Source organism: Bacteroides eggerthii, from assembly GCF_025146565.1.
Lineage (GTDB): Bacteria > Bacteroidota > Bacteroidia > Bacteroidales > Bacteroidaceae > Bacteroides > Bacteroides eggerthii.
Map to the genome: position 1 here is coordinate 2,214,624 of NZ_CP102258.1, position 19,513 is coordinate 2,234,136.

16 protein-coding genes are annotated in these 19,513 nt (G+C 47.4%); all 16 read right to left on the reverse strand.

Annotation, left to right across the window (positions count from 1 at the left end; all coding sequences use genetic code 11):
* Position 1 precedes the first annotated feature (1 nt).
* The 16 genes from NQ546_RS09050 to NQ546_RS09125 all read right to left on the reverse strand — a co-directional run bounded on the left by NQ546_RS09050 (position 2) and on the right by NQ546_RS09125 (position 19,508).
* Entirely contained in the window at positions 2-766 is a 765-nt protein-coding gene (locus tag NQ546_RS09050; protein WP_004289817.1) for a thiamine pyrophosphate-dependent enzyme, read from the reverse strand.
* Between the two features lie 12 nt (positions 767-778).
* A complete protein-coding gene (locus tag NQ546_RS09055; RefSeq protein ID WP_004289818.1) occupies positions 779-952 on the reverse strand; it encodes a hypothetical protein in 174 nt (57 codons plus the stop codon).
* The gene (locus NQ546_RS09060; protein ID WP_004289819.1) at positions 949-2,034 is read right to left on the reverse strand and encodes a 3-methyl-2-oxobutanoate dehydrogenase subunit VorB; all 1,086 of its coding nucleotides are present in this window, start codon (positions 2,032-2,034) and stop codon (positions 949-951) included. The genes NQ546_RS09055 and NQ546_RS09060 overlap by 4 nt, the downstream gene beginning before the upstream one ends.
* 11 nt (positions 2,035-2,045) lie before the next feature.
* Positions 2,046-2,273, reverse strand: coding sequence for a 4Fe-4S dicluster domain-containing protein (locus NQ546_RS09065; RefSeq protein WP_004289820.1), 228 nt, complete (start codon positions 2,271-2,273; stop codon positions 2,046-2,048).
* A 13-nt stretch (positions 2,274-2,286) separates the two neighbouring features.
* Positions 2,287-2,562, reverse strand: a complete 276-nt coding sequence (locus NQ546_RS09070) for a tetratricopeptide repeat protein (protein WP_004289821.1) — start codon at positions 2,560-2,562, stop codon at positions 2,287-2,289.
* Positions 2,563-2,742: 180 nt separating this feature from the next.
* Positions 2,743-3,180 (reverse strand): ribose 5-phosphate isomerase B, encoded by a 438-nt coding sequence (gene rpiB / locus NQ546_RS09075; protein WP_017141181.1) that lies wholly within the window; start codon positions 3,178-3,180, stop codon positions 2,743-2,745.
* Positions 3,181-3,236: 56 nt separating this feature from the next.
* Positions 3,237-5,246 carry a transketolase family protein gene (locus NQ546_RS09080; RefSeq protein WP_004289823.1) on the reverse strand — a complete coding sequence of 670 codons (2,010 nt, stop codon included), beginning with the start codon at positions 5,244-5,246 and terminating at the stop codon, positions 3,237-3,239.
* Positions 5,247-5,426: 180 nt separating this feature from the next.
* Positions 5,427-6,971, reverse strand: a complete 1,545-nt coding sequence (locus NQ546_RS09085) for an alpha-N-arabinofuranosidase (RefSeq protein WP_004289824.1) — start codon at positions 6,969-6,971, stop codon at positions 5,427-5,429.
* 72 nt (positions 6,972-7,043) lie between these two features.
* Complete coding sequence (locus NQ546_RS09090; RefSeq protein ID WP_004289825.1) at positions 7,044-9,389, reverse strand: beta-L-arabinofuranosidase; 2,346 nt, start codon at positions 9,387-9,389, stop codon at positions 7,044-7,046.
* A 404-nt stretch (positions 9,390-9,793) separates the two neighbouring features.
* Positions 9,794-11,392 carry a xylulokinase gene (locus NQ546_RS09095; RefSeq protein ID WP_004289826.1) on the reverse strand — a complete coding sequence of 533 codons (1,599 nt, stop codon included), beginning with the start codon at positions 11,390-11,392 and terminating at the stop codon, positions 9,794-9,796.
* A gap of 106 nt (positions 11,393-11,498) precedes the next feature.
* Positions 11,499-13,007 (reverse strand): L-arabinose isomerase, encoded by a 1,509-nt coding sequence (araA, locus tag NQ546_RS09100; RefSeq protein ID WP_004289827.1) that lies wholly within the window; start codon positions 13,005-13,007, stop codon positions 11,499-11,501.
* Positions 13,008-13,062: 55 nt separating this feature from the next.
* Complete coding sequence (locus NQ546_RS09105) at positions 13,063-13,749, reverse strand: L-ribulose-5-phosphate 4-epimerase (protein WP_004289828.1); 687 nt, start codon at positions 13,747-13,749, stop codon at positions 13,063-13,065.
* Positions 13,750-13,795: 46 nt separating this feature from the next.
* Positions 13,796-14,473, reverse strand: coding sequence for an NUDIX hydrolase (locus NQ546_RS09110; protein ID WP_004289829.1), 678 nt, complete (start codon positions 14,471-14,473; stop codon positions 13,796-13,798).
* A 116-nt stretch (positions 14,474-14,589) separates the two neighbouring features.
* The gene (locus NQ546_RS09115) at positions 14,590-16,284 is read right to left on the reverse strand and encodes a sodium:solute symporter (protein WP_004289830.1); all 1,695 of its coding nucleotides are present in this window, start codon (positions 16,282-16,284) and stop codon (positions 14,590-14,592) included.
* Between the two features lie 26 nt (positions 16,285-16,310).
* Complete coding sequence (locus NQ546_RS09120; RefSeq protein ID WP_004289831.1) at positions 16,311-17,450, reverse strand: aldose epimerase family protein; 1,140 nt, start codon at positions 17,448-17,450, stop codon at positions 16,311-16,313.
* A 165-nt stretch (positions 17,451-17,615) separates the two neighbouring features.
* Positions 17,616-19,508: an arabinan endo-1,5-alpha-L-arabinosidase gene (locus tag NQ546_RS09125; protein ID WP_004289832.1), complete on the reverse strand. Its 1,893-nt coding sequence runs from the start codon at positions 19,506-19,508 to the stop codon at positions 17,616-17,618.
* Positions 19,509-19,513 lie beyond the last annotated feature (5 nt).

The window sequence follows — 19,513 nt, forward strand, 5'->3', positions numbered from 1 at the left end:
ATCATTGTTTATCTTTCAAGTCACCCAGCGGATAGAAGGGGAACATGTTCTCCTGCATCCATTTGTTTGATTTCTCCGGAGACATCTTCCAACCGGAGTTACAGGTGGAGACAATTTCTACGAGGTTGGAGCCTTTGCCTGCCATGGAATTCTCAAACGCCTTGCGGATAGCTTTTTTTGCTTTGCGGATAGCGGGAACGGTCTCCACGCTCTGGCGGGTGACGTATGCCGTACCTTCCAGTTGGGCGGCAATGTCGGCAATCTTCAGGGGATAGCCATGCAAGTGCACGTCACGTCCGTAAGGACTGGTGGAGGTTTTCATGCCTACGAGGGTGGTGGGAGCCATTTGTCCGCCTGTCATACCGTAGATGGCGTTGTTGATGAAAATAATGGTTATATTTTCGCCACGGTTCAGTGCGTGGATGGTTTCGGCGGTACCGATACATGCCAAGTCACCGTCTCCCTGATAGCTGAACACCAGACGGTCCGGCCAAAGGCGCTTGATGGCGGTGGCAAGGGCGGGAGCGCGTCCATGGGCGGCTTCCTGCCAATCAATGTCTATATAGTTGTAGATAAATACGGCACATCCCACAGGAGAGATGCCAATAGCTTTATCTTCCATTCCCATTTCTTCGATTACCTCGGCAATCAGTTTGTGAACCACGCCATGACTGCATCCCGGGCAATAATGCATGGGATTGTCGTTCATCAGAGTCGGTTTCTTGGCAACCAGGTTCTCAGGTTTGATAATATCTTCTTTTGTCATAATTACTTCTCCTTATCTGTTGGTGAACCGTATGAAAAACTCCATGAGCTTTACGAATATAGCCGCTCCGCAAACATATATAAACAGTTTGAAGTCGTCCCTTGCCGCGAAGTACACGATGATAGCTGCCAGAGCAAGTATCATGAAGAGAATATTCAGTACGTTTCTTATTTTATCAGGATTCATTTCTTAATCAGTTTTTCTTTCAGTGCAATTACGATTTCATCCGGGTCGGGGACGATGCCGCCGAGGCGTCCGAAATGTTCTACATTCACTTTGCCGTTCACAGCCAGACGGACATCTTCAATCATCTGCCCGGCATTCAATTCGGTCACCAGCATGCCTTTTACCTTGTCGGCATAGGCGGCAATGGCTTTGGTTGGGAACGGCCACAGGGTGATAGGACGGAGCATCCCGACCTTGATGCCTTCTTCGCGGGCCATTTCCATGGCCTTCTGACCGATACGCGCCATGGAGCCGAAAGCTACAATCAGGTATTCGGCGTCTTCGCAGTGAATTTCCTCAAAACGCACCTCGTTCTCTTCGATTTCTTTATATTTGGCTTGGAAACGGATGTTGTTCTTCTCCATTTCTTCCGGTTTCAGCTCCAGTGAGGTGATGATATTGGGCTTGCGGCCATTGGTTCTGCCGGTGGTGGCCCAAGGGCATTGCTCAATGACTTCGGCATCCGTACGGCGCGGCTTTTGGGCAGGCAGAACCACCTTTTCCATCATCTGTCCGATGACACCGTCGGCAAGGATGATAGCCGGGTTGCGGTATTTGAAAGCGAGTTCGAAGCCCAGGCTCACGAAGTCTGCCATTTCCTGTACGGAGGCAGGGGCAAGGGCTATGAGGCGATAGTCGCCATGACCGCCGCCTTTTACTGTCTGGAAATAGTCGGCCTGACTTGGCTGAATGGTTCCGAGTCCGGGACCGCCACGCATTACGTTTACAATGAGGCATGGTAATTCGGCTCCCGCAATGTATGAAATTCCTTCCTGCTTGAGGCTGACACCGGGGCTGGAGGAGGAGGTCATTACCATTTTTCCGCTTCCGGCACCACCGTATACCATATTGATAGCCGCTACTTCACTTTCTGCCTGAAGCACCACCATTCCGGTCGTTTCCCAGGGTTTCAGTTCGGCAAGTGTCTCCAATACTTCTGATTGGGGAGTAATAGGATAACCGAAGTATCCGTCGGCACCGCAGCGGATGGCTGCATGGGCGATGGCTTCGTTTCCTTTCATTAATACAACTTCTTCTGCCATATTCTTCTTATTTATTCTACTTTTACTTTATAAACCGAAATACATCCGTCCGGACATACCGTTGCACACGAGCTACATCCGTTACAGGTATCTTCCAATATCTGGTGGGCATAGTTATACCCTTTTACATTCACCTCTTTGGTGAGGGCTATTACATTGAGCGGACAAGCCACGACACACAGGTTGCAGCCTTTGCAACGTTCGGTGTCCACTACGATTGCTCCTTTGATTTTTGCCATAATTACGTTCTTATTATTGATTGTACATATCTTTATGAAAGAAGTTCAGAATATCCATTACCATGTTGTAGGCTTGCCGGGCGGGACTGTCCGGATTGAGGTCAATGGCATAGCGGTAGTTGTTCAAAGCCTGCTGCCAGTTGCTCTGCTTGCGGTAAGCGTTCCCCCGGAGATAATAGGCTTCGTCTTTTCCGGGAAAATCGGTTTGAAGTATCTCGTCAAGCTGAAGGATAGCTTGCTCCACATTTCCCTGATTGATAAGCTCTTTTATGGTGTTTAATTGCTCCATATCATTCTGAGTTCCGGATTATTGATGTACAAAGATAGTTTTTATTTAAAGACAATGGATAACTCTACATAAAAAATCATCCCATGAGATGAAATAAATCGTCTCATGGGATGAAATAATTTGCCTTACGGGATGAATAAATCCGTCTCATAGGATGGATTTATTTGTCTTACGGGATGATTATTCTGTTACCGGTATCTTTTCCACTCTCCGTTGGTGGCGTCCGCCTTCGAACGGGGTGGAGAAGAACTTGGTCATGATTTCGTCCGCCTCTTGGTTGGTGACGAAGCGTCCCGGCATCACGAGCACATTGGCATCGTTGTGCTGGCGGGCAAGTCCTGCTATTTCGGCTGTCCAGCACAATGCTGCGCGGATGCCCTGGTGTTTGTTCAGCGTCATATTTATGCCGTTTCCGCTACCGCAGATAGCGATGCCCGGATAACATTCCCCTGCTTCCACCGCCAGTGCCAGCGGGTGTGCAAAATCAGGATAATCCACGCTTTCGGGCGAGTAAGTGCCGAAGTCCTTGTATTCCCAGCCTTTGGTTTCAAGCCATTGCTTTACGTATTGTTTCAATGCGTATCCGGCATGGTCGGAGCAGATTCCTATTGTTTTCATAATAATTATTTTTTGTATGCGCCGATAGGCTGAAGGCATATCGGCGCATTGCTATATTACATCATTGCTTTTACTTGCTTGTATACGTTTTCTGCCGTAAAGCCCAGCTTTTCGTCCAGCACCTTGTAGGGAGCGGAGAAACCGAATGATTCCAGTCCCCAAACCTTGCCATGAGCACCGACAAGTCCTTCCAGCGTTACGGGCAATCCGGCTGTCAAACCGAATACTTTTGCGTTTGCCGGAATAATGCTTTCCTGATAGCCCGGAGCTTGGTTGCGGAACAAGCCTTCAGACGGGGCGGACACGATGCGCAGTTTGATGCCGTCTTTGCGCAGCAGTTCTGCACCGGCCACCAGTGTAGACACTTCCGAACCGGAAGCCACAAGGATAACGTCGGGATTTTCGTCCGAACCGGCTACGATGTAAGCGCCTTTGGCTGCCTGACTGTAATCGTTTCCGGCAGGCAGGTTCGTGATGTTCTGACGGGAGAAGATCAAAGCTGTCGGAGTAGAAGTATTCTCCATTGCAAGTTTCCATGCTACGGTTGTCTCTTCTGCATCGGCAGGGCGGAGTACCAGCATAGAGTTGTGTCCCTTGTGGTTTTTCAGCTTTTCCATTAAGCGGATTTGTGCTTCCTGTTCCACCGGTTCGTGAGTAGGACCGTCTTCACCCACGCGGAATGCGTCGTGTGTCCAGATGAATTTCACAGGAACTTCCATAAGAGCGGCCATGCGTACGGCAGGTTTCATGTAGTCGGAGAATACGAAGAAAGTTCCGCAAGCAGGAATAACGCCGCCATGCAGTGCCATACCGATACAGCAGCATGCCATTGTCAGTTCCGATACGCCTGCTTGGAAGAATGCGCCGCTGAAATCGCCTTTCTTGAAAGCGTGTGTCTTTTTCAGGAAGCCGTCGGTCTTGTCGGAGTTGGACAAGTCGGCAGAAGCAACAACCATGTTTTCCACCTGAGTGGCAAGAGCGCCGAGCACAGTGGCCGATGCGGCACGTGTAGCCGAGTTGGCTTTCTGCTCGATAGCTGCCCAGTTCACTTCGGGTGCTTTGCCTGAGAAGAAGAATTCCAGTTTAGCGGCCTTTTCCGGATTGGCTTTTGCCCATGCAGCTTTTGCCGCATATTTCTCTGCCATGATTCCTTTCAGTTCGGCAGCGCGTTTGGCATAAAGTTCGGCTACTTCGGGGAAGATAGTGAACGGATTTTCAGGGTTACCGCCCAGGTTCTTGATTGTATTTACATAAGCATCGCCGCCCAAAGGAGCGCCATGAGTAGCACAGTTGGCTTCGTAGCTGCTGCCGTCTGCCTTGCGTGCGCCTTTACCCATAACGGTGTGACCGATGATCAGTGTGGGACGTTCCGCTTCTGCTTTAGCTTCATTGAGTGCGCCACGAATAGCGTCGGCATCGTTACCGTCGATTTTGATAACTTTCCAGCCCCATGCTTCGTATTTTTTAGCGGTATCTTCGATTGTTACATCTTTCGTTTCGGTTGAGAGCTGGATGTCGTTTGCATCATAGAACATGATGAGGTTGTCCAAGCCCAGAGCGCCGGCAATACGGCCTGCACCTTGTGAAATCTCCTCCTGAACGCCACCGTCGGAAATATATGCATAGATTGTCTGGTTCATTACTTCCTCAAAACGGGCCTTCATGAACTTGGCTGCAATAGCTGCTCCAACAGCGAAAGTATGTCCTTGTCCCAACGGGCCGGAAGTGTTTTCGATGCCGCGCATCAGGTCGCGTTCGGGATGTCCCGGAGTGGGGCTGCCCCATTGGCGGAACTCTTTCAACTCATCCAATGTGAATTTGCCTGTCAGCGCCAATGTGGAGTAAAGCATCGGTGACATATGTCCCGGATCGAGGAAGAAGCGGTCGCGGCCTTCCCAAGCGGGATTCTCAGGGTCGTATACTAAGAACTCGGAAAAGAGTACATTCACAAAGTCGGCGCCACCCATAGCACCGCCCGGGTGTCCGGAGTTGGCTTTTTCAACCATAGAAGCAGCAAGGATACGGATGTTGTCCGCTGCGAGGTTCATAAGTTTCTTGTCGTTCATATTATTAAAATATAGTTATGATTTGAATACTTTATTAGTGAGTTGATTTTCTTGCCTGTTGATTTTGACAGGGACAAAGATAGCTTTTTATGTGTAAATCCGCAACATAGAACCTATCTCTTTTTTCTTGCCCCTGTCACCCGCTTCTTGTTTTGATTACAATAAGTCTTTATTGATGGTTTACTGTAACTCAACAGTAACGATTGATTTGGCGGGGAGTTTTATTTTCAGGACTCCTTTATTGATTTTTACCTCTTTGAAAGGCACTAATTTTACTTTGTCGGGATTTTCAAAGGAATTATAATCCGTTACTTGTGCGGAAGTGAGCATTTCTCCTGCCGCTTTTGTAGCCTGTATTCCCGGAAGATTTACAATAACTTCCTGCTCGTTATCTACATCAACATTGGACAAGGAAATATGAATTTTCCCATCTTTGTTTTTGGATGCCGTAGCGCTGATGAGGGGCAATGTACGTTTGTCGCGCACGTTCATTTGCTGGCAGCTTATTTCAATGGGAAGGTAGGTAGCGTCCTGATGTACCTTGTACATCTTGAAAACGTAATAAGTGGGAGTCAGCACCATCTCTTTCCCTTTGGTCAGGATCATAGATTGCAGTACGTTGACAACCTGGGCTATGTTCGCCATTTTCAAGCGGTCGGTGTATTTGTGGAAGATGTCGAGCGACAGGGAAGCCACAAAGGCGTCACGCATGGTGTTCTGCTGGTAGAGGTGGCCTCTGACCGTACCGGGTTCTTCGTCCCACCATGTTCCCCATTCATCGAGCATGAGCGCCACGTTCTTGTCTTTGTCATATTCGTCCATAATGGCGCAGTGTCTGCGGATCACATCTTCTATTTCACGACATTTACCCATGGTCCAATAATAGTCATCCTTGTCGAACCGGGTTGCAGAGCCTTTGCTGCCGGTCCATCCGCTAACGGTGTAGTAGTGGAGTGAGAGTCCGTTCATGCGGCTGCCCACGCGCTCCATGAGAACTTTTGTCCACTCGTAGTCGTAATCACTGGCGCCACTGGCTATCTTGAACAGGCGGTTGTTGTCATAATTGCGGCAATAGGTTGAGTAACGGCGGTAAAGGTCGGCATAGTATTCGGGACGCATGCTGCCGCCGCAACCCCAGCTTTCGTTACCTACACCGAGGTATTTGACTTTCCATGCCTTGTCACGACCGTTTTTCCGGCGCAGATTCGCCATTGGGGAGTCACCGTCAGAGGTCATGTATTCCACCCATTTGGCAAGTTCCTCAACGGTTCCGCTTCCCACGTTGCCGCTGATGTAAGGTTCGCAACCCAGCATTTCGCAAAGGTTGAGGAACTCGTGTGTGCCGAAACTGTTGTCTTCGATAGTGCCGCCCCAGTTGTTATTCACCATTTTAGGACGATTCTCTTTGGGACCGATACCGTCCATCCAGTGATATTCGTCGGCAAAGCAGCCGCCCGGCCAGCGAAGAACGGGAACCTGGAGGTCTTTCAGGGCATTGAATACGTCGGTACGGTAACCTTTGACATTGGGTATATCGGAGTTCTCGCCCACCCAAAGGCCTCCGTAGATACAAGTACCCAGATGTTCGGCAAACTGGCCGTAAATTTCTTTGGGAATAATTTGCTTGCCTTGGTCGGCGTGAAGCGTGATTGTTGCACTTTGTTGTGCAGACAAGGATACAGATGCAGCTAATAGGACACTGCTGAATAATAACTTGTTTCTCATAATGTTTATTGGTAATAGATGTTTGTAATATGATGTAATCTCAATTCTGTTGGCGCTTTACCGGGCATACGGCTATTCAAGTAGACGGATTTCATAGATAGCCGGGGTCCATTCTGTGCCGTCCGGGCTGAACCGTATCGGATAATTACCGGCGCCTAACTTCTGGGGCAAAGGATAACAGAGTGTTACGAAGCCCTCTTGATCCGCTTCGCTGATTGTGGGGTCGGCAGTCAGTCTCTCGTTGTTGAGAAGGATTGCAACCTTCATCGGATCGTTCTTTCGTGTAGTGATCATAAGCCGGCTTGCTTCCTTGCTTGTTTTCAGAGTGTAGCCGAACCAGCCTTTGGCGCGTCGGAAATGACGGTCTCTGTCGGTTCCGGTTTCCGCCTGTTCGTACCGGATGCCATGATCGGATTCCGGTTGTTGCTCTCCGGGGAAAATAATGTCTGCTGTCTGGTTGGCAAGTTCCATGGCTTTGCGCTCTTTCCGCTCCATTTCTTGACGGATGCTTTCCACCTCGGCTTCGCTCACCTGATGAAAGTAAATGGCATAACGGGAATCGTGCAGGCGGAAGAAAGGTATCAGCCGCAACGCTTCTTTCTGCGTAGGGTAGACGCTTCCGGTATAGCTGAATGATAACTGTTCGTCATCCGTTTTCCGAAGTGCTTGAGGCAATGATGCGGAAGAGCCTATCAACATCGGCATCTTTTCCAGAGAGACCAGCTTGCCATGAGCGATATGCCCGCCACGACTGTCATCGGCATAGAGCCCGTCCATGTTTTCCGTACCGGTGGGGCTGGCAAGTACGATGGGACCGTACATGAAGGCATAGAAATGTTCTTGGTCGGGTATTTGCTCCAAAGTGACCTGCATCGGCAGGTTCAGCGTGATTTCGTCTCCGGCTTTCCATTTGCGGCGAACCGTCAGGTACTCGCCCGGTTGGGCGTTTATATCCTGCACTTTGCCATTGACGGAAACACTTGCTCCTTTTGCCCATGAGGGGTAACGGAACTTGAGGCTGAATGTTTTCTTATTGCTCTTTTCTATCCGGAATCTGATTTGCGCTTCATCGGGGAAACGGCTTTCTTGTACCAGTGTCAATTTCTGTTCTTTCCAGGTCAGGCGGGAGGGGATGAATAAGTTTACATACAAAGTGTCCTCTGCATGGGCATAAATGAACTCTCCGTATTTGGTGTGGTTCTCCAGCCCTGAACCTACGCAGCACCACATGGATGTTTCCGGTTGCGAATAAACACGATAGTGTCCCGAACGCATAGGGGTGAAGTAGACAAAACCGCCTTTTGCCGGTTGTTGTGAGGCAAGGATATGGTTGTATAGGGCGCGTTCGTAATAATCGGCAAAGCGGATGTCGGGAGAAGTCTGGAAAAGCATCTTCGTCAGGCGGAGCATATTGTAGGTGTTACAGGTTTCCGGACCTTGTACATCATTGAGCATGGATGTGAAATTGTCCGCAGGATGAAAATGCTCACGTACACTGTTGCCGCCGATACAGACGGAACGGTGATTGACAACCGTATTCCAGAAGAAACGTGCGGCCTGATCCCAAGCATCGTTTTGAGTGAGATCGGCGATGCGCTTGTAGCCGATGACTTTCGGTATTTGTGTATTGGCGTGCATACCTGTCAGATGGTCCTCGCCTCCGATAAGGGGCTCAAGAAGTGTCTTATGGGAGAATCTGCGTGCCAATTCCAGATATTTTTTGTCGCCTGTGATGTCGGCTACGTCGGCAAATATTTCGTTCAGTCCTCCATGTTCGCTGCGCAGCATATCCTGCATCTGTTGTTCGGTGAGTCCCGACGTGATGCCTGCCATCCAATCGGTGAGGGCAATCAGCATTTGACGTGCAAGGTCACTTCCTGCATAGAGGTAAGCATCGCGAAGCCCGGCATAAGTCTTGTGTATGTTGTATAGGGGAACCCATTTGCCGTTAAGGCTGAAACTTTCGGGACGGATACTCCCTTCTTTTATTTCTTTCCAAAGTTGCAGGCTTCCGGGTGTTCCTCCGATGAATCCGTTACCTACGGCTTGTTGTGCCCGGTGCAATTCGTTCAGCATATAATTCAGCCGGTTGTATACGGTCGTGTCGCCGGTAGCGGCATACATCATGGAAAGTGCGGAAATGTAATGTCCGCCGATGTGTCCGTCCAATCCGGTGTTTTCCCAGTTGGTATAGCTTGGGGCTTTGGGAGCAAGTCCGGCTTCGCGTAGGAAAGGGGCGAGCAACCGGTCAGGATTCATAGCCATGATATAGTACAAGTCGGTCTGCTGTGCCTGTAAAAAAGGACTTTCCAGCAGCTTGATATCTTGAAGGGGGAAATAGGACACTGCTTGTCTTGTTTGGGCTTTTCCGGCTAAGAGAAAGCAGAAAAGTAGTAGGCAGGTGAGTGGTGATTTCATTTGTGTCAGGTGTTTATAGTATGATGAATAACTTTATGTATGTAAACGTAGCGGGAGTAATTTCGATGCCAGTGTGTCAAAACTAACATTAACTATCATTTTACTCTGTCATTAGCTTCGCTCAAAACTTCTTCTACCTTTTTTATTAAGGTATAGTCAGAGCGAAGCGAAGAATCTACTCTCTGTGTGATTAGGAGAAGAGATGCTTCACTGCGTTCTGCATGACAGACTATACATTAGCGTAAGAAATAAAAGATATTTTGAGCGAAGCTAATGATAGGCTTGTCAGAGTTTTGACACCTCTCTAAACTCTTCCCGCTACGATTACATGCATTATTGTTCCTAAGCCTTCACCTTTTATTCAGAATGAACTTCCTTAAGGCAACCGGCTAATCTTATAGGAATTATCTTTTGGAATTAACAGCAGCTTCTTCAACAGGCAGATTCGCCTTGTAATTTTCGATGTATGCGTTGAAGCCTTCTACATCTTCAGCTGTCGGTGACACCTCAATGCCGGCATCTCCTGCAAACACTTTTTCATCCAGAAAATCGGCAAGGGTTTGTTGCTTGTCGTTGTTCACAAGATAAGAGCCGAGTAGGGCAATACCCCATGCGCCGCCTTCACCGGCTGTTTCCATAACGGAAATAGGCGAGTTTATGGCCGCAGCGAGAATTCTCTGGCCCACGCCTTTAGTCTTGAATAATCCTCCATGTCCTGTGATTCTGTCAACTTTGATTTTTTCTTCCTTGAACAGAATGTCATTACCGATTTTGAGAACTCCGACCGAAGCGTGAAGATGAGCCCTCATAAAGTTGGCAAGGTTGAACTTGTCATTTGCCGAACGTATAAACAGTGGACGCCCTTCTGCCAGCCCTGTTACGGGTTCGCCGGAAATATAGTTGTATGAAATAAGGCCGCCGCAATCTGTATTGCCGGTGAGTGCATGGTTATAGAGCTTGCCGTATATCTCATCCATATCTACGGGAATACCCAGCAATTCCTGATACTCTTTGAATAGGTTGACCCATGCATTGAGGTCGGAAGTGCAGTTGTTGCAATGTACCATAGCTACGAGGCTTCCGTCAGGAGTAGTCACCATATCGATCATTTCGTATGGTTTTGACAGGTCTTTCTCCAAAACAATCATGGAGAAGGAGGATGTGCCTGCCGATACGTTTCCTGTACGTTGCTTTACGGCATTGGTTGCAACCATGCCTGTGCCTGCGTCGCCTTCGGGCGGGCATACCGGTATTCCTGCTTTCAGGTGGCCTGATACGTCAAGTCTTTTGGCTCCTTCCGGCGTGAGGAATCCTGCATTCTTACCTGCCGGCAATACTTTGGGAAGAATATCCAGAAGTTTCCAGTCATAGCCTTTCGGGGCAACCAGATCATCAAACTTGGCTACCATTTCAGCCGAATAGTTCTTGGTGGCAGGATCTATGGGAAGCATACCTGATGCGTCACCTATACCCAACACCTTTTGACCTGTTATTTGCCAATGTACAAATCCGGCAAGGGTTGTCAGGTAGTCAATGTCTTTAACATGTTCCTCATTGTCCAGAATAGCTTGGTATAAGTGGGAAATACTCCATCTCAACGGAATGTTGTAGACAAACAGTTCGGATAAAGCCGCTGCTGCCTGGGCGGTATTGGTGTTTCTCCAAGTACGGAACGGAACGAGGATTTCTTCTTTTTTGTTGAATGCCATATAGCCATGCATCATGGCACTGACACCTATTGCAGCCAGAGACTCTATTTCTGTATCGTATAAGTTTTTTACGTTTGCACGAAGGTCTGCATAGCAATCCTGCAGCCCGTACCAGACAGCTTCGACGCTATATGTCCAAAGCCCGTCGACCAATTGGTTTTCCCAAGTGTGGCTTCCCTGAGCAATGGGTTTATTTTCTGGGTCAATCAAAACAGCTTTTATTCGTGTCGAACCGAATTCTATACCAAGAATGGCTTTACCGGCTTCAATTGTTGATTTTGGATCTGATTTCATGTGATTTAAGTAATTATAAAGGTAAAGGAGAGGTTAATTATAAATCACGAATAACTAATTACGCATACCGTAAAAGTAATCCGTAATTAGTAATTCGCAGTTATTCTTAGCAAAGCGCTTTGTTCAGCATATAATATACCTCATTCATGCGCAGTTCCTTTTTGAACTCGCTGATGGTGGTATTTTCATCGATAACAATCATTTCGATGCCGGCCATTTCCGCAAAGTCTCCCCAGTCTTCTACTGTAAGGTCGTAGGAGAAGCTGGTGTGGTGTGTACCACCTGCCAAAATCCATGCGGCTGCACCTACTTCGAGGTTAGGCATCGGAATCCATAATGCACTTGCAACAGGAAGTTTCGGAAGGGGTTTGCTCTTGATGCATTCCACTTTGTTTACGATGAGGCGGAAGCGGTTGCCCAAGTCTACGATAGTTGCGGCTACGCCTTTGCCTTGTTTGCTGGTGAATACGAGGCGTGCTGTTTCGCTGTCGATACCAATGCTCAAACGGTGTACTTCCAGTTTGGGCTTCTGTTCAGCTATCAACGGACAGACTTCCAGCATGTGAGCTTGCAGAATGGCGCTCTTTTCACCGTCGAAGTTCAGCGTGTAATCTTCAAGGAAAGAACATCCGTTGGGCATGCCCTGGCTCATGAACCAAGTAGTGCGGTAGAGTGCGGCAGTTTTCCAGTCGCCTTCTGCTCCGAAGCCATAGCCTTCTGCCATCAGTCGCTGAGATGCCAGACCGGGGATTTGGTCAAAGTCGCCCAAGTCGTTGAAGTTGGTGGTGAAGCCTTTAGCGCCAGTGTCTTTCAGCACGCGACGGATAGCAATTTCTGCTTTTGCAGAGTTCCATACTTTGGTATAGGCCTCTGTTCCCTCTTTTTCGAGTGCGGCATCATGGTCGTAGAGTTTGAAGTATTCGGCTACGAGAGCTTTCACATCAGCATCGTCAACTGCGTTATAGTAAGTCATGACGTCGTTGATGGGGTAGTAGTCCACATGGTAGCCCAATACTTGTTCGGCGCTGACCTTGTCACCGTCTGTTACGGCTACGTTGTTCATCTGGTCGCCGAAACGGATGATGAGCATATCTTGTGCGTCGGCCCATGCGGCAGCTACACGCATCCATGAAGCAATCTGCTTTTGTGCTTTTTCATCTTGCCAGTGTCCTACAACTACTTTGCGGTTCTTGCGCATGCGGGTAACGATGTGTCCGAACTCGCGATCGCCATGAGCGGACTGGTTCAGGTTCATGAAGTCCATGTCCATTGTGTCCCAGGGAATCTCTTTGTTGAATTGTGTGTGGAAATGCAGCAACGGCTTTTTCAGTTCTTGCAGGCCATGAATCCACATTTTGGCAGGAGAGAAAGTGTGCATCCAAGTGATGACACCGATACATTTTTCATCGTTGTTGGCAGCTTTGAAGGCGGCGGTTACTTCTTTGGAAGAGTTGACAGTGCCTTTATATACAACTTTTACAGGCAGACGGCCGGAGTCATTCAGACCCTTTACCATTTCGTTGCTGTGTGCGTCTACTGCGACAACTGCGTCACCTCCGTACAGAAGCTGTGCTCCTGTTACGAACCATACTTCATATTGATCAAATGCATTCATACTGTTCTTCGTTTTAATTGTTTATATTTTATAATCTTATACTTTATGCTTGATTTTACTTCTGCCCATAATAAGCATTCGGACCATGTTTACGGCTGAAATGCTTTTCTATAAGCAGCGGGTTCATCGTCAGTTGCGGATTAACCGCATAGGCTATTGAAGCCATTTTGGCTACCTGCTCCATTACTACGGCATTGTGCACTGCATCGTGTGCATCTTTTCCCCAAGAGAAAGGACCATGATTCTTAACCAATACTCCGGGCGTATGAACCGGGTTCAATCCTTCAAAACGCTTCACGATGACATTGCCTGTCTCCAGCTCATAAGCTCCTTTTACCTCTTCTTCTGTCATATCGGTAGTGCAGGGAATGGCATCATGGAAATAGTCGGCATGGGTAGTTCCTATATTGGGGATGTCACAACCGGCTTGCGCCCATGCAGTGGCATACGTGGAGTGTGTATGAACCACACCGCCGATTTCCGGAAATGCTTTGTAAAGCACTAAGTGGGTAGGAGTGTCGGAAGAGGGCTTCAAATTGCCTTCTACAACATTGCCGTCAAGGTCGACCACAACCATGTCTTCCGCTTTCATATCATCATAGCTAACTCCACTGGGCTTGATAACAACCAATCCCGTTGCCCGGTCAATGGCCGATACATTTCCCCATGTGAAGATGACGAGTCCATGCTTCACCAAATCAAGGTTGGCACGAAATACCTTTTCTTTCAGTTCTTCTAACATAATGTTTAATGGATTAATGTGCTAATATGGGCACATCAGCATGTTATTAAATTTTAAATTTAGGTGCTTTGCGATACGCCTTTTCATTGAATTTGTAGAGGGCGGCACCGCGTTTGGAACTTGTTTTATCGATTTTATCCGTTTTTTCTATGTAATCCATTTCGGCTATCCTTTTGCGGAAGTTCCGTTTGTCGATGTTTTCACCGTAAATGGCCTCGTATAGGCTCTGCAGTTGTGAGAGCGTAAACAGCTGGGGTAACAGGTTAAAACCGATAGGCTCAGTAGTCGTTTTTTGCTGCATCAATGCACGCGCTTTCTCCACCATTGCAGAATGGTCGAAGACTAGTGGGGGCAACTCATTGATATTTACCCAAAAAGCATTGTGCTGCTGTACCAGATCCCTGTCGTATTCATTGATGTTGACCAACGCATAGTAGGCAATGGAGATAACCCGTTCGCCCGGATCGCGGTCGATAGCTCCGAAAGAGCCGACCTGTTCCATATACACGTTGTCCAGTCCGGTCAGTTCTGCGAGAACCCTCTTGGCTGCATCGTCTACGCTTTCGCTTTCTTGAACAAATCCGCCCATTAGCGACCAGTTGCCCATTGCAGGCTCGAAGTTTCTTTTCAGCAACAACAGATTTAATTCACCTTCATTAAAGCCGAAAATGATGCAGTCGATACCTACATAGAATTTGGGATTGGAACTGTAGTAACTACTCATGTCTTTTGTTTTTATAATTGGAGGATTTTAGTTTGATGTACATGAAAAAAGTTTTTCATACGTATCAAAAATATTTTTCATGTACATCAAAAAAGTTTTTCACTATGCCCGGATTCTTACCAGAAATACCAGTAGAAAGCTGCGGTAATAGCCAGGATAATTACCGTATGGATAATATCCCAGTGGTTCCAGCTGGCACGTGTGGCAGCTTTTTGCTCAGGCGTAGATGTGCCGAATACCAAACCTTGTATCTTTTCGGCACTTGGGGCTTCGGTCATCAGGCTGACTACTATTACTACTACAATACAGAATAGGAACATCCAGCCGCAGAAGAATAACCAGTTCAGATCATAGAACAGATATTTAAACATTGAGCTGTCTGTAACCGCTGCATTGCTATAATATACTTTTGCGCCCAGACGGGTGAGACCGATGATCATACCGGCAATCAATCCCCACATACCACCTTTGGCGGAAGTGCGTTTCCAACAGATTCCCAATAGGAATGCAGCTGCGATACCGGGAGCCAATACAGATTGGACATCTTGCAGGTAAGTATAAAGAACATCACCCACACTACGCATGATAGGAATCCACAGGATACCCAGAATTACAATAACCACTGTTGCAATCTGTCCGATACCTACCAGTTTCTTTTCCGGAGTTTCCGGTTTGAAACGTTTGTAGAAGTCGATTGTGAAAAGCATGGCTGAAGAGTTGAACAGAGAAGCCAGTGAACTCATCAATGCAGCAAGAATACCGCAAACAACAAGGCCTTTTACTCCGGCAGGAAGAAGTTTGGCTACCAGTGTAGGGAAGGCGGCATCTGCGTTGGCAGTACCGTTGGCAAGCAGGGGAAGGAAACCTTCGCCACCGGCTCCGATATATTTCTGATGCAGGGCGAAAGCAATCATGCCCGGAATCAAGAACAGGAATACAGGCAACAGTTTCAGGTATGCACCGAAAATTGTACCGCGACGGGCTTCTTTTTCGTTTTTACCGGAAAGTACGCGTTGCACAATGAATTGGTCGGTACACCAGTACCAGAAACCGATAATGGCCGAACCAACCAGTGCACCCAGCCATGGGAAATTGGGATCATTGTTATTGCGGATAAGTTGGGTCATGGTGTCTCCATACTCATTGACTGTAACTGCACCGCATATGCTCATCATTTCATCCCAACCGCCCAATTCTTTAAAACCGAGGACAAGGATGATAAGCGAACCCAAAAGAAGGATAGGGGTTTGCAGTACCGAGGTATAAAGTACGGATTTCATTCCGCCGAATATTGTGTAAAGTGCTGTCAATACAACTAAACCGATTGCTGCAATCCAAAAGAAGTCTATTCCCCACAGTTCTTTGATACCGAACACCTGCTGGAATACAAGTCCACCGGCATATACGGTTACAGCTACTTTGGTCAGCACGTAGCTGATTAATGAAATGACAGAGAGAATAGTACGCGACTGCGGATTGTAACGGCGTTCCAGAAATTCGGGCATTGTGTATACCATGCTTCGTGAATAGAACGGCACGAATACCCATCCGAGAATCAAGATCATCCAACCTTGTATTTCCCAATGCGCCATTGCCATACCACTGGATGCACCGGCGCCGGCCAGTCCGATTAAGTGTTCCGAACCGATGTTGGATGCAAATATGGATGCACCTATGGCGAGCCATGTGGCATCACGTCCACCTAAAAAATAATCAGCCGAATCATTCTGCTTTTGTTTGACTACCCAAACAATAATACCTATCAGAGCCAGGAAGAAAATTCCAATGACTACCCAATCTAATGTTCCCACGATAATAATGATTTAAAAGTTATTATTTATTTTTCTACTGAGAATTTGAAAATACATTCGCTGTTGTAAGTCTGTCCCGGTTCCAGAATAACAGAAGGCCATTGTGGCTTATTGGGGCTGTCTGGATAATGTTGAGTTTCCAGACATACGGAAGCGCGTTGGTTGTAGACGATCCCTTTCTTTCCTTTTACAGTTCCGTCCAGGAAATTACCTGTATATACTTGGATACCCGGTTCGTCAGTGTATACTTCTAAGCTGATACCGCTTTCGGGAGAGGTGAGTTTGGCGGCAAGTTGTTTGACATCGCCATTGGTGTTCAATACCCAGTTATGGTCGTACCCGTTACCATATTTCAATTGTATGAAATCAAAGTTGGTAATGTCCCGGCCTACGGCTTTGGGGGTAGTAAAATCCATGGGAGTATCTTTTACCGGTACAATTTCTCCAGTAGTCATATAAGTCCGGTCTACGGGAGTGTAATTATCGGCATTGACATATAATATGTGGTCTGTGGCTGCTTTAGACGGATTGCCGGATAGGTTGAAGTAGGAATGGTTGGTCATGTTGATAACCGTTTTCTTATCGGTAGTTGCGCTATATTTGATATCTATGGCGTTGTCGTCCGTCAGCTTGAAAAGGACTTTGGCAGTTAAGTTGCCCGGAAAGTTTGCGTCTCCGTCCGGAGAGAAGCGAGTCAACTCCAAAGTGGTTTCATCAATGGGGTTGGCTTCATACACCTGATATTGCCATCCTTTAGGACCGCCATGCAGGCAATGCCCGAAATTATTCTTCGGCAATTGGATCGTATCGCCGTCCAATACCATTTTGCCCTGGTTGATTCTGTTGGCGTAACGTCCGATAGATGCACCGAAATCGCTTGGAACGTTTATGTAGTCGGCTATACTGTCGAAGCCAAGGACAACATCTTTCATTTCTCCGTTTTTGTCAGGTACCATAATAGATACGATACGTCCGCCGAAGTTGGTGATGCATACTTCCATGCCCGCTTTATTCTTTAATGTGTAAAGACCTGTCTGGGCATCGTTCACTACAGTTTGAAATTTTGTCGGGTTAAGACCGGAAAGAGTAAGTTCCGTTTGACTTTTCTGAGCGCAGGAAGCTAACATTAATGTAGCTATTCCGGCAATAAGAATGTGATTCTTCATGGTGTTATTTAATTTGAAAATTAGATTCTTATCTTATTTCGGGTGTAAAAGTAACACTTTTATTTGGTGTAATATATACACTTTTGTATGTTATGTAACATAAAAGAAAAAAAACAGCTTTGAAATTGGTGTATCTCAAAGCTGTTTCAATGTGTGGAAGAACACTTATTTTACTTTTTTACCCCAATATGTCTTATGGTTACTTCCGTAAGCGGCATAGACAATGGTAGGTGTTCTGGGACTGGCTTCCCAGTCAACTTCCCGTTGCAGGTAAAGGTCTATTCCATTTGCTGTTAAAATTTGCTGTTCTGCATCATAGCTCCATGTGCCGCCTTTCCATGTTCCTTCGGTAATGGTGTGGTCGGCGGCCAGCGTCATGGTTGCAGATTCTTTTTGAACTCCGTAAGAGTAGGACAAGTCTATGTGTTCCCAGTTTCCTATGAGCTCTTCTTCGGTAATGGCTACTTGGGGTACGGCTCCGTAGCGTTCGGGCATAACCAAAGGCCAACCGTCTTTGGTCCAACGGATGCTGCGTACATGTCCTAGCATAATAGCATTGTCCACGCTTTTGGGAAGACGTGCTTGTGAAGCGTAATACCAATTACCTTTGCCGTCGTTGAAGATGGTGCAATGTGAGAAGCCTACCCAGCCGTTGCTCTTGCCGAACTTGTACGGGTGTGTTACCACTGGCAGCATTTCCGCTCCTTCGGTGACATTGGCGCCATCGATGCCGATATAAGGGCCGGTGATGCTCTTGGAACGGCATACGCGTGTATTGTAAGGTATGTCCAGTGCGTCGTATGCTACGAACAGATAGTAGTAGCCTGTCTCGGCATTGTAGATGATTTCAGGGCCTTCGCTGGCTTGCCAACGGTTGTTGATGTCGCGGGTGGCTATCAGCTGTCCGTATTCCGCCGGAGCACTTCCTTCTGCCCAGGGTACACCTAAGTCTTGTTTAGGCATTCCTGTTTCGACATTCAACTCCATAGCAACGATGCCGCTATGCCATGAACCGTATATCAGCCAGTGGGTATTTTCAGGAGTAATGATGTAAGAGGGGTCGATGGCATTCCATTTGTAATAACAGTTGTCGTATTGGGTGCTGGGTATGTTGAAGTTCAATCCCTTGTCCGATGCGTTGGTCACTACATATCCTTTGTCCACCCAATCGCTGTTGTTGGCAGGGTTGCTGTTCTCCATCATGCCGATAAAGGCGCGTTCACTCCAGGCGGTTGCTCCGGTTCCGCCGTCCAGATAGCCGGGTACTACGATGGAGTAGTACATGCGATACAGTCCGTTTTTAACTTTCTGCACATTTGGCGCCCAGTATCCGAAGTCACTTTCTGCGGCAGTGCTTGCTTCCAATCCCATTGCTTTGCGTATCTCATTTAACTTCGGCATCACCCAGTCGGGAAGCTTCGGCATGGTTCCGCCCAGGTATTCCCAATTCACGAGGTCTTTGGAGCGTCTGGCGTGAAAGTGCCCATGTCCTGTATGTGCATTGCCGTAGGAGGCATCTGTCTGATACATATAGTAGTATCCGTCTTCGGCAAGCACTACGCTGGGATCGTGCACGTTTGCCAAGTTCCATTGAGTACGGTTGGACCAGCTTGCAATGCTCGCATAATTATCTTCGTATTCCGGAGCTACATAGTTCTTTAATTGTTCATTAATGTCTGTGATTTCTATGGTCGACGTGAATGTTTCCGAGTAAGTGTAGCGGCTGTTGCCATACACGTATGCGCGTATGTAGTAAGGGGTATTGATTTTCAATCCGGAGAGGGTAGCACTGAAATTCTCATCCGCTTCCACCACCATGTCTTTGATAGTAGGATTTGAGACATTTACACTATAGCAAAATCCCTTCTTGACTACGCTGCTCAGATTGCCGGTGATTGATGATTTAACGCTCAGTGAGGTGCCCGTTGCAGTTGCTTCGGGAGTGGCTAAAACTACATCGCTGTTTCTGTTGTATTCGATGTTGTCAAGCCCATCGGAACAAGCTGTGAAAACGAATACTGTCAGTAGGGATAGTAAGAAAAATGTTGTTTTTTTCATTTGGG

Excerpts from the sequence above, each read along its gene's own strand:
- NQ546_RS09055 (WP_004289818.1), bottom strand. The coding sequence starts at position 952 with ATGAATCCTGATAAAATAAGAAACGTACTGAATATTCTCTTCATGATA.
- NQ546_RS09120 (WP_004289831.1), bottom strand. The coding sequence starts at position 17,450 with ATGAAGAATCACATTCTTATTGCCGGAATAGCTACATTAATGTTAGCT.
- NQ546_RS09065 (WP_004289820.1), bottom strand. The coding sequence starts at position 2,273 with ATGGCAAAAATCAAAGGAGCAATCGTAGTGGACACCGAACGTTGCAAA.
- NQ546_RS09050 (WP_004289817.1), bottom strand. The coding sequence starts at position 766 with ATGACAAAAGAAGATATTATCAAACCTGAGAACCTGGTTGCCAAGAAA.
- NQ546_RS09085 (WP_004289824.1), bottom strand. The coding sequence starts at position 6,971 with ATGAGAAACAAGTTATTATTCAGCAGTGTCCTATTAGCTGCATCTGTA.
- NQ546_RS09105 (WP_004289828.1), bottom strand. The coding sequence starts at position 13,749 with ATGTTAGAAGAACTGAAAGAAAAGGTATTTCGTGCCAACCTTGATTTG.
- NQ546_RS09110 (WP_004289829.1), bottom strand. The coding sequence starts at position 14,473 with ATGAGTAGTTACTACAGTTCCAATCCCAAATTCTATGTAGGTATCGAC.
- NQ546_RS09060 (WP_004289819.1), bottom strand. The coding sequence starts at position 2,034 with ATGGCAGAAGAAGTTGTATTAATGAAAGGAAACGAAGCCATCGCCCAT.
- rpiB (WP_017141181.1), bottom strand. The coding sequence starts at position 3,180 with ATGAAAACAATAGGAATCTGCTCCGACCATGCCGGATACGCATTGAAA.
- NQ546_RS09090 (WP_004289825.1), bottom strand. The coding sequence starts at position 9,389 with ATGAAATCACCACTCACCTGCCTACTACTTTTCTGCTTTCTCTTAGCC.
- NQ546_RS09070 (WP_004289821.1), bottom strand. The coding sequence starts at position 2,562 with ATGGAGCAATTAAACACCATAAAAGAGCTTATCAATCAGGGAAATGTG.
- NQ546_RS09080 (WP_004289823.1), bottom strand. The coding sequence starts at position 5,246 with ATGAACGACAAGAAACTTATGAACCTCGCAGCGGACAACATCCGTATC.
- araA (WP_004289827.1), bottom strand. The coding sequence starts at position 13,007 with ATGAATGCATTTGATCAATATGAAGTATGGTTCGTAACAGGAGCACAG.
- NQ546_RS09125 (WP_004289832.1), bottom strand. The coding sequence starts at position 19,508 with ATGAAAAAAACAACATTTTTCTTACTATCCCTACTGACAGTATTCGTT.
- NQ546_RS09095 (WP_004289826.1), bottom strand. The coding sequence starts at position 11,392 with ATGAAATCAGATCCAAAATCAACAATTGAAGCCGGTAAAGCCATTCTT.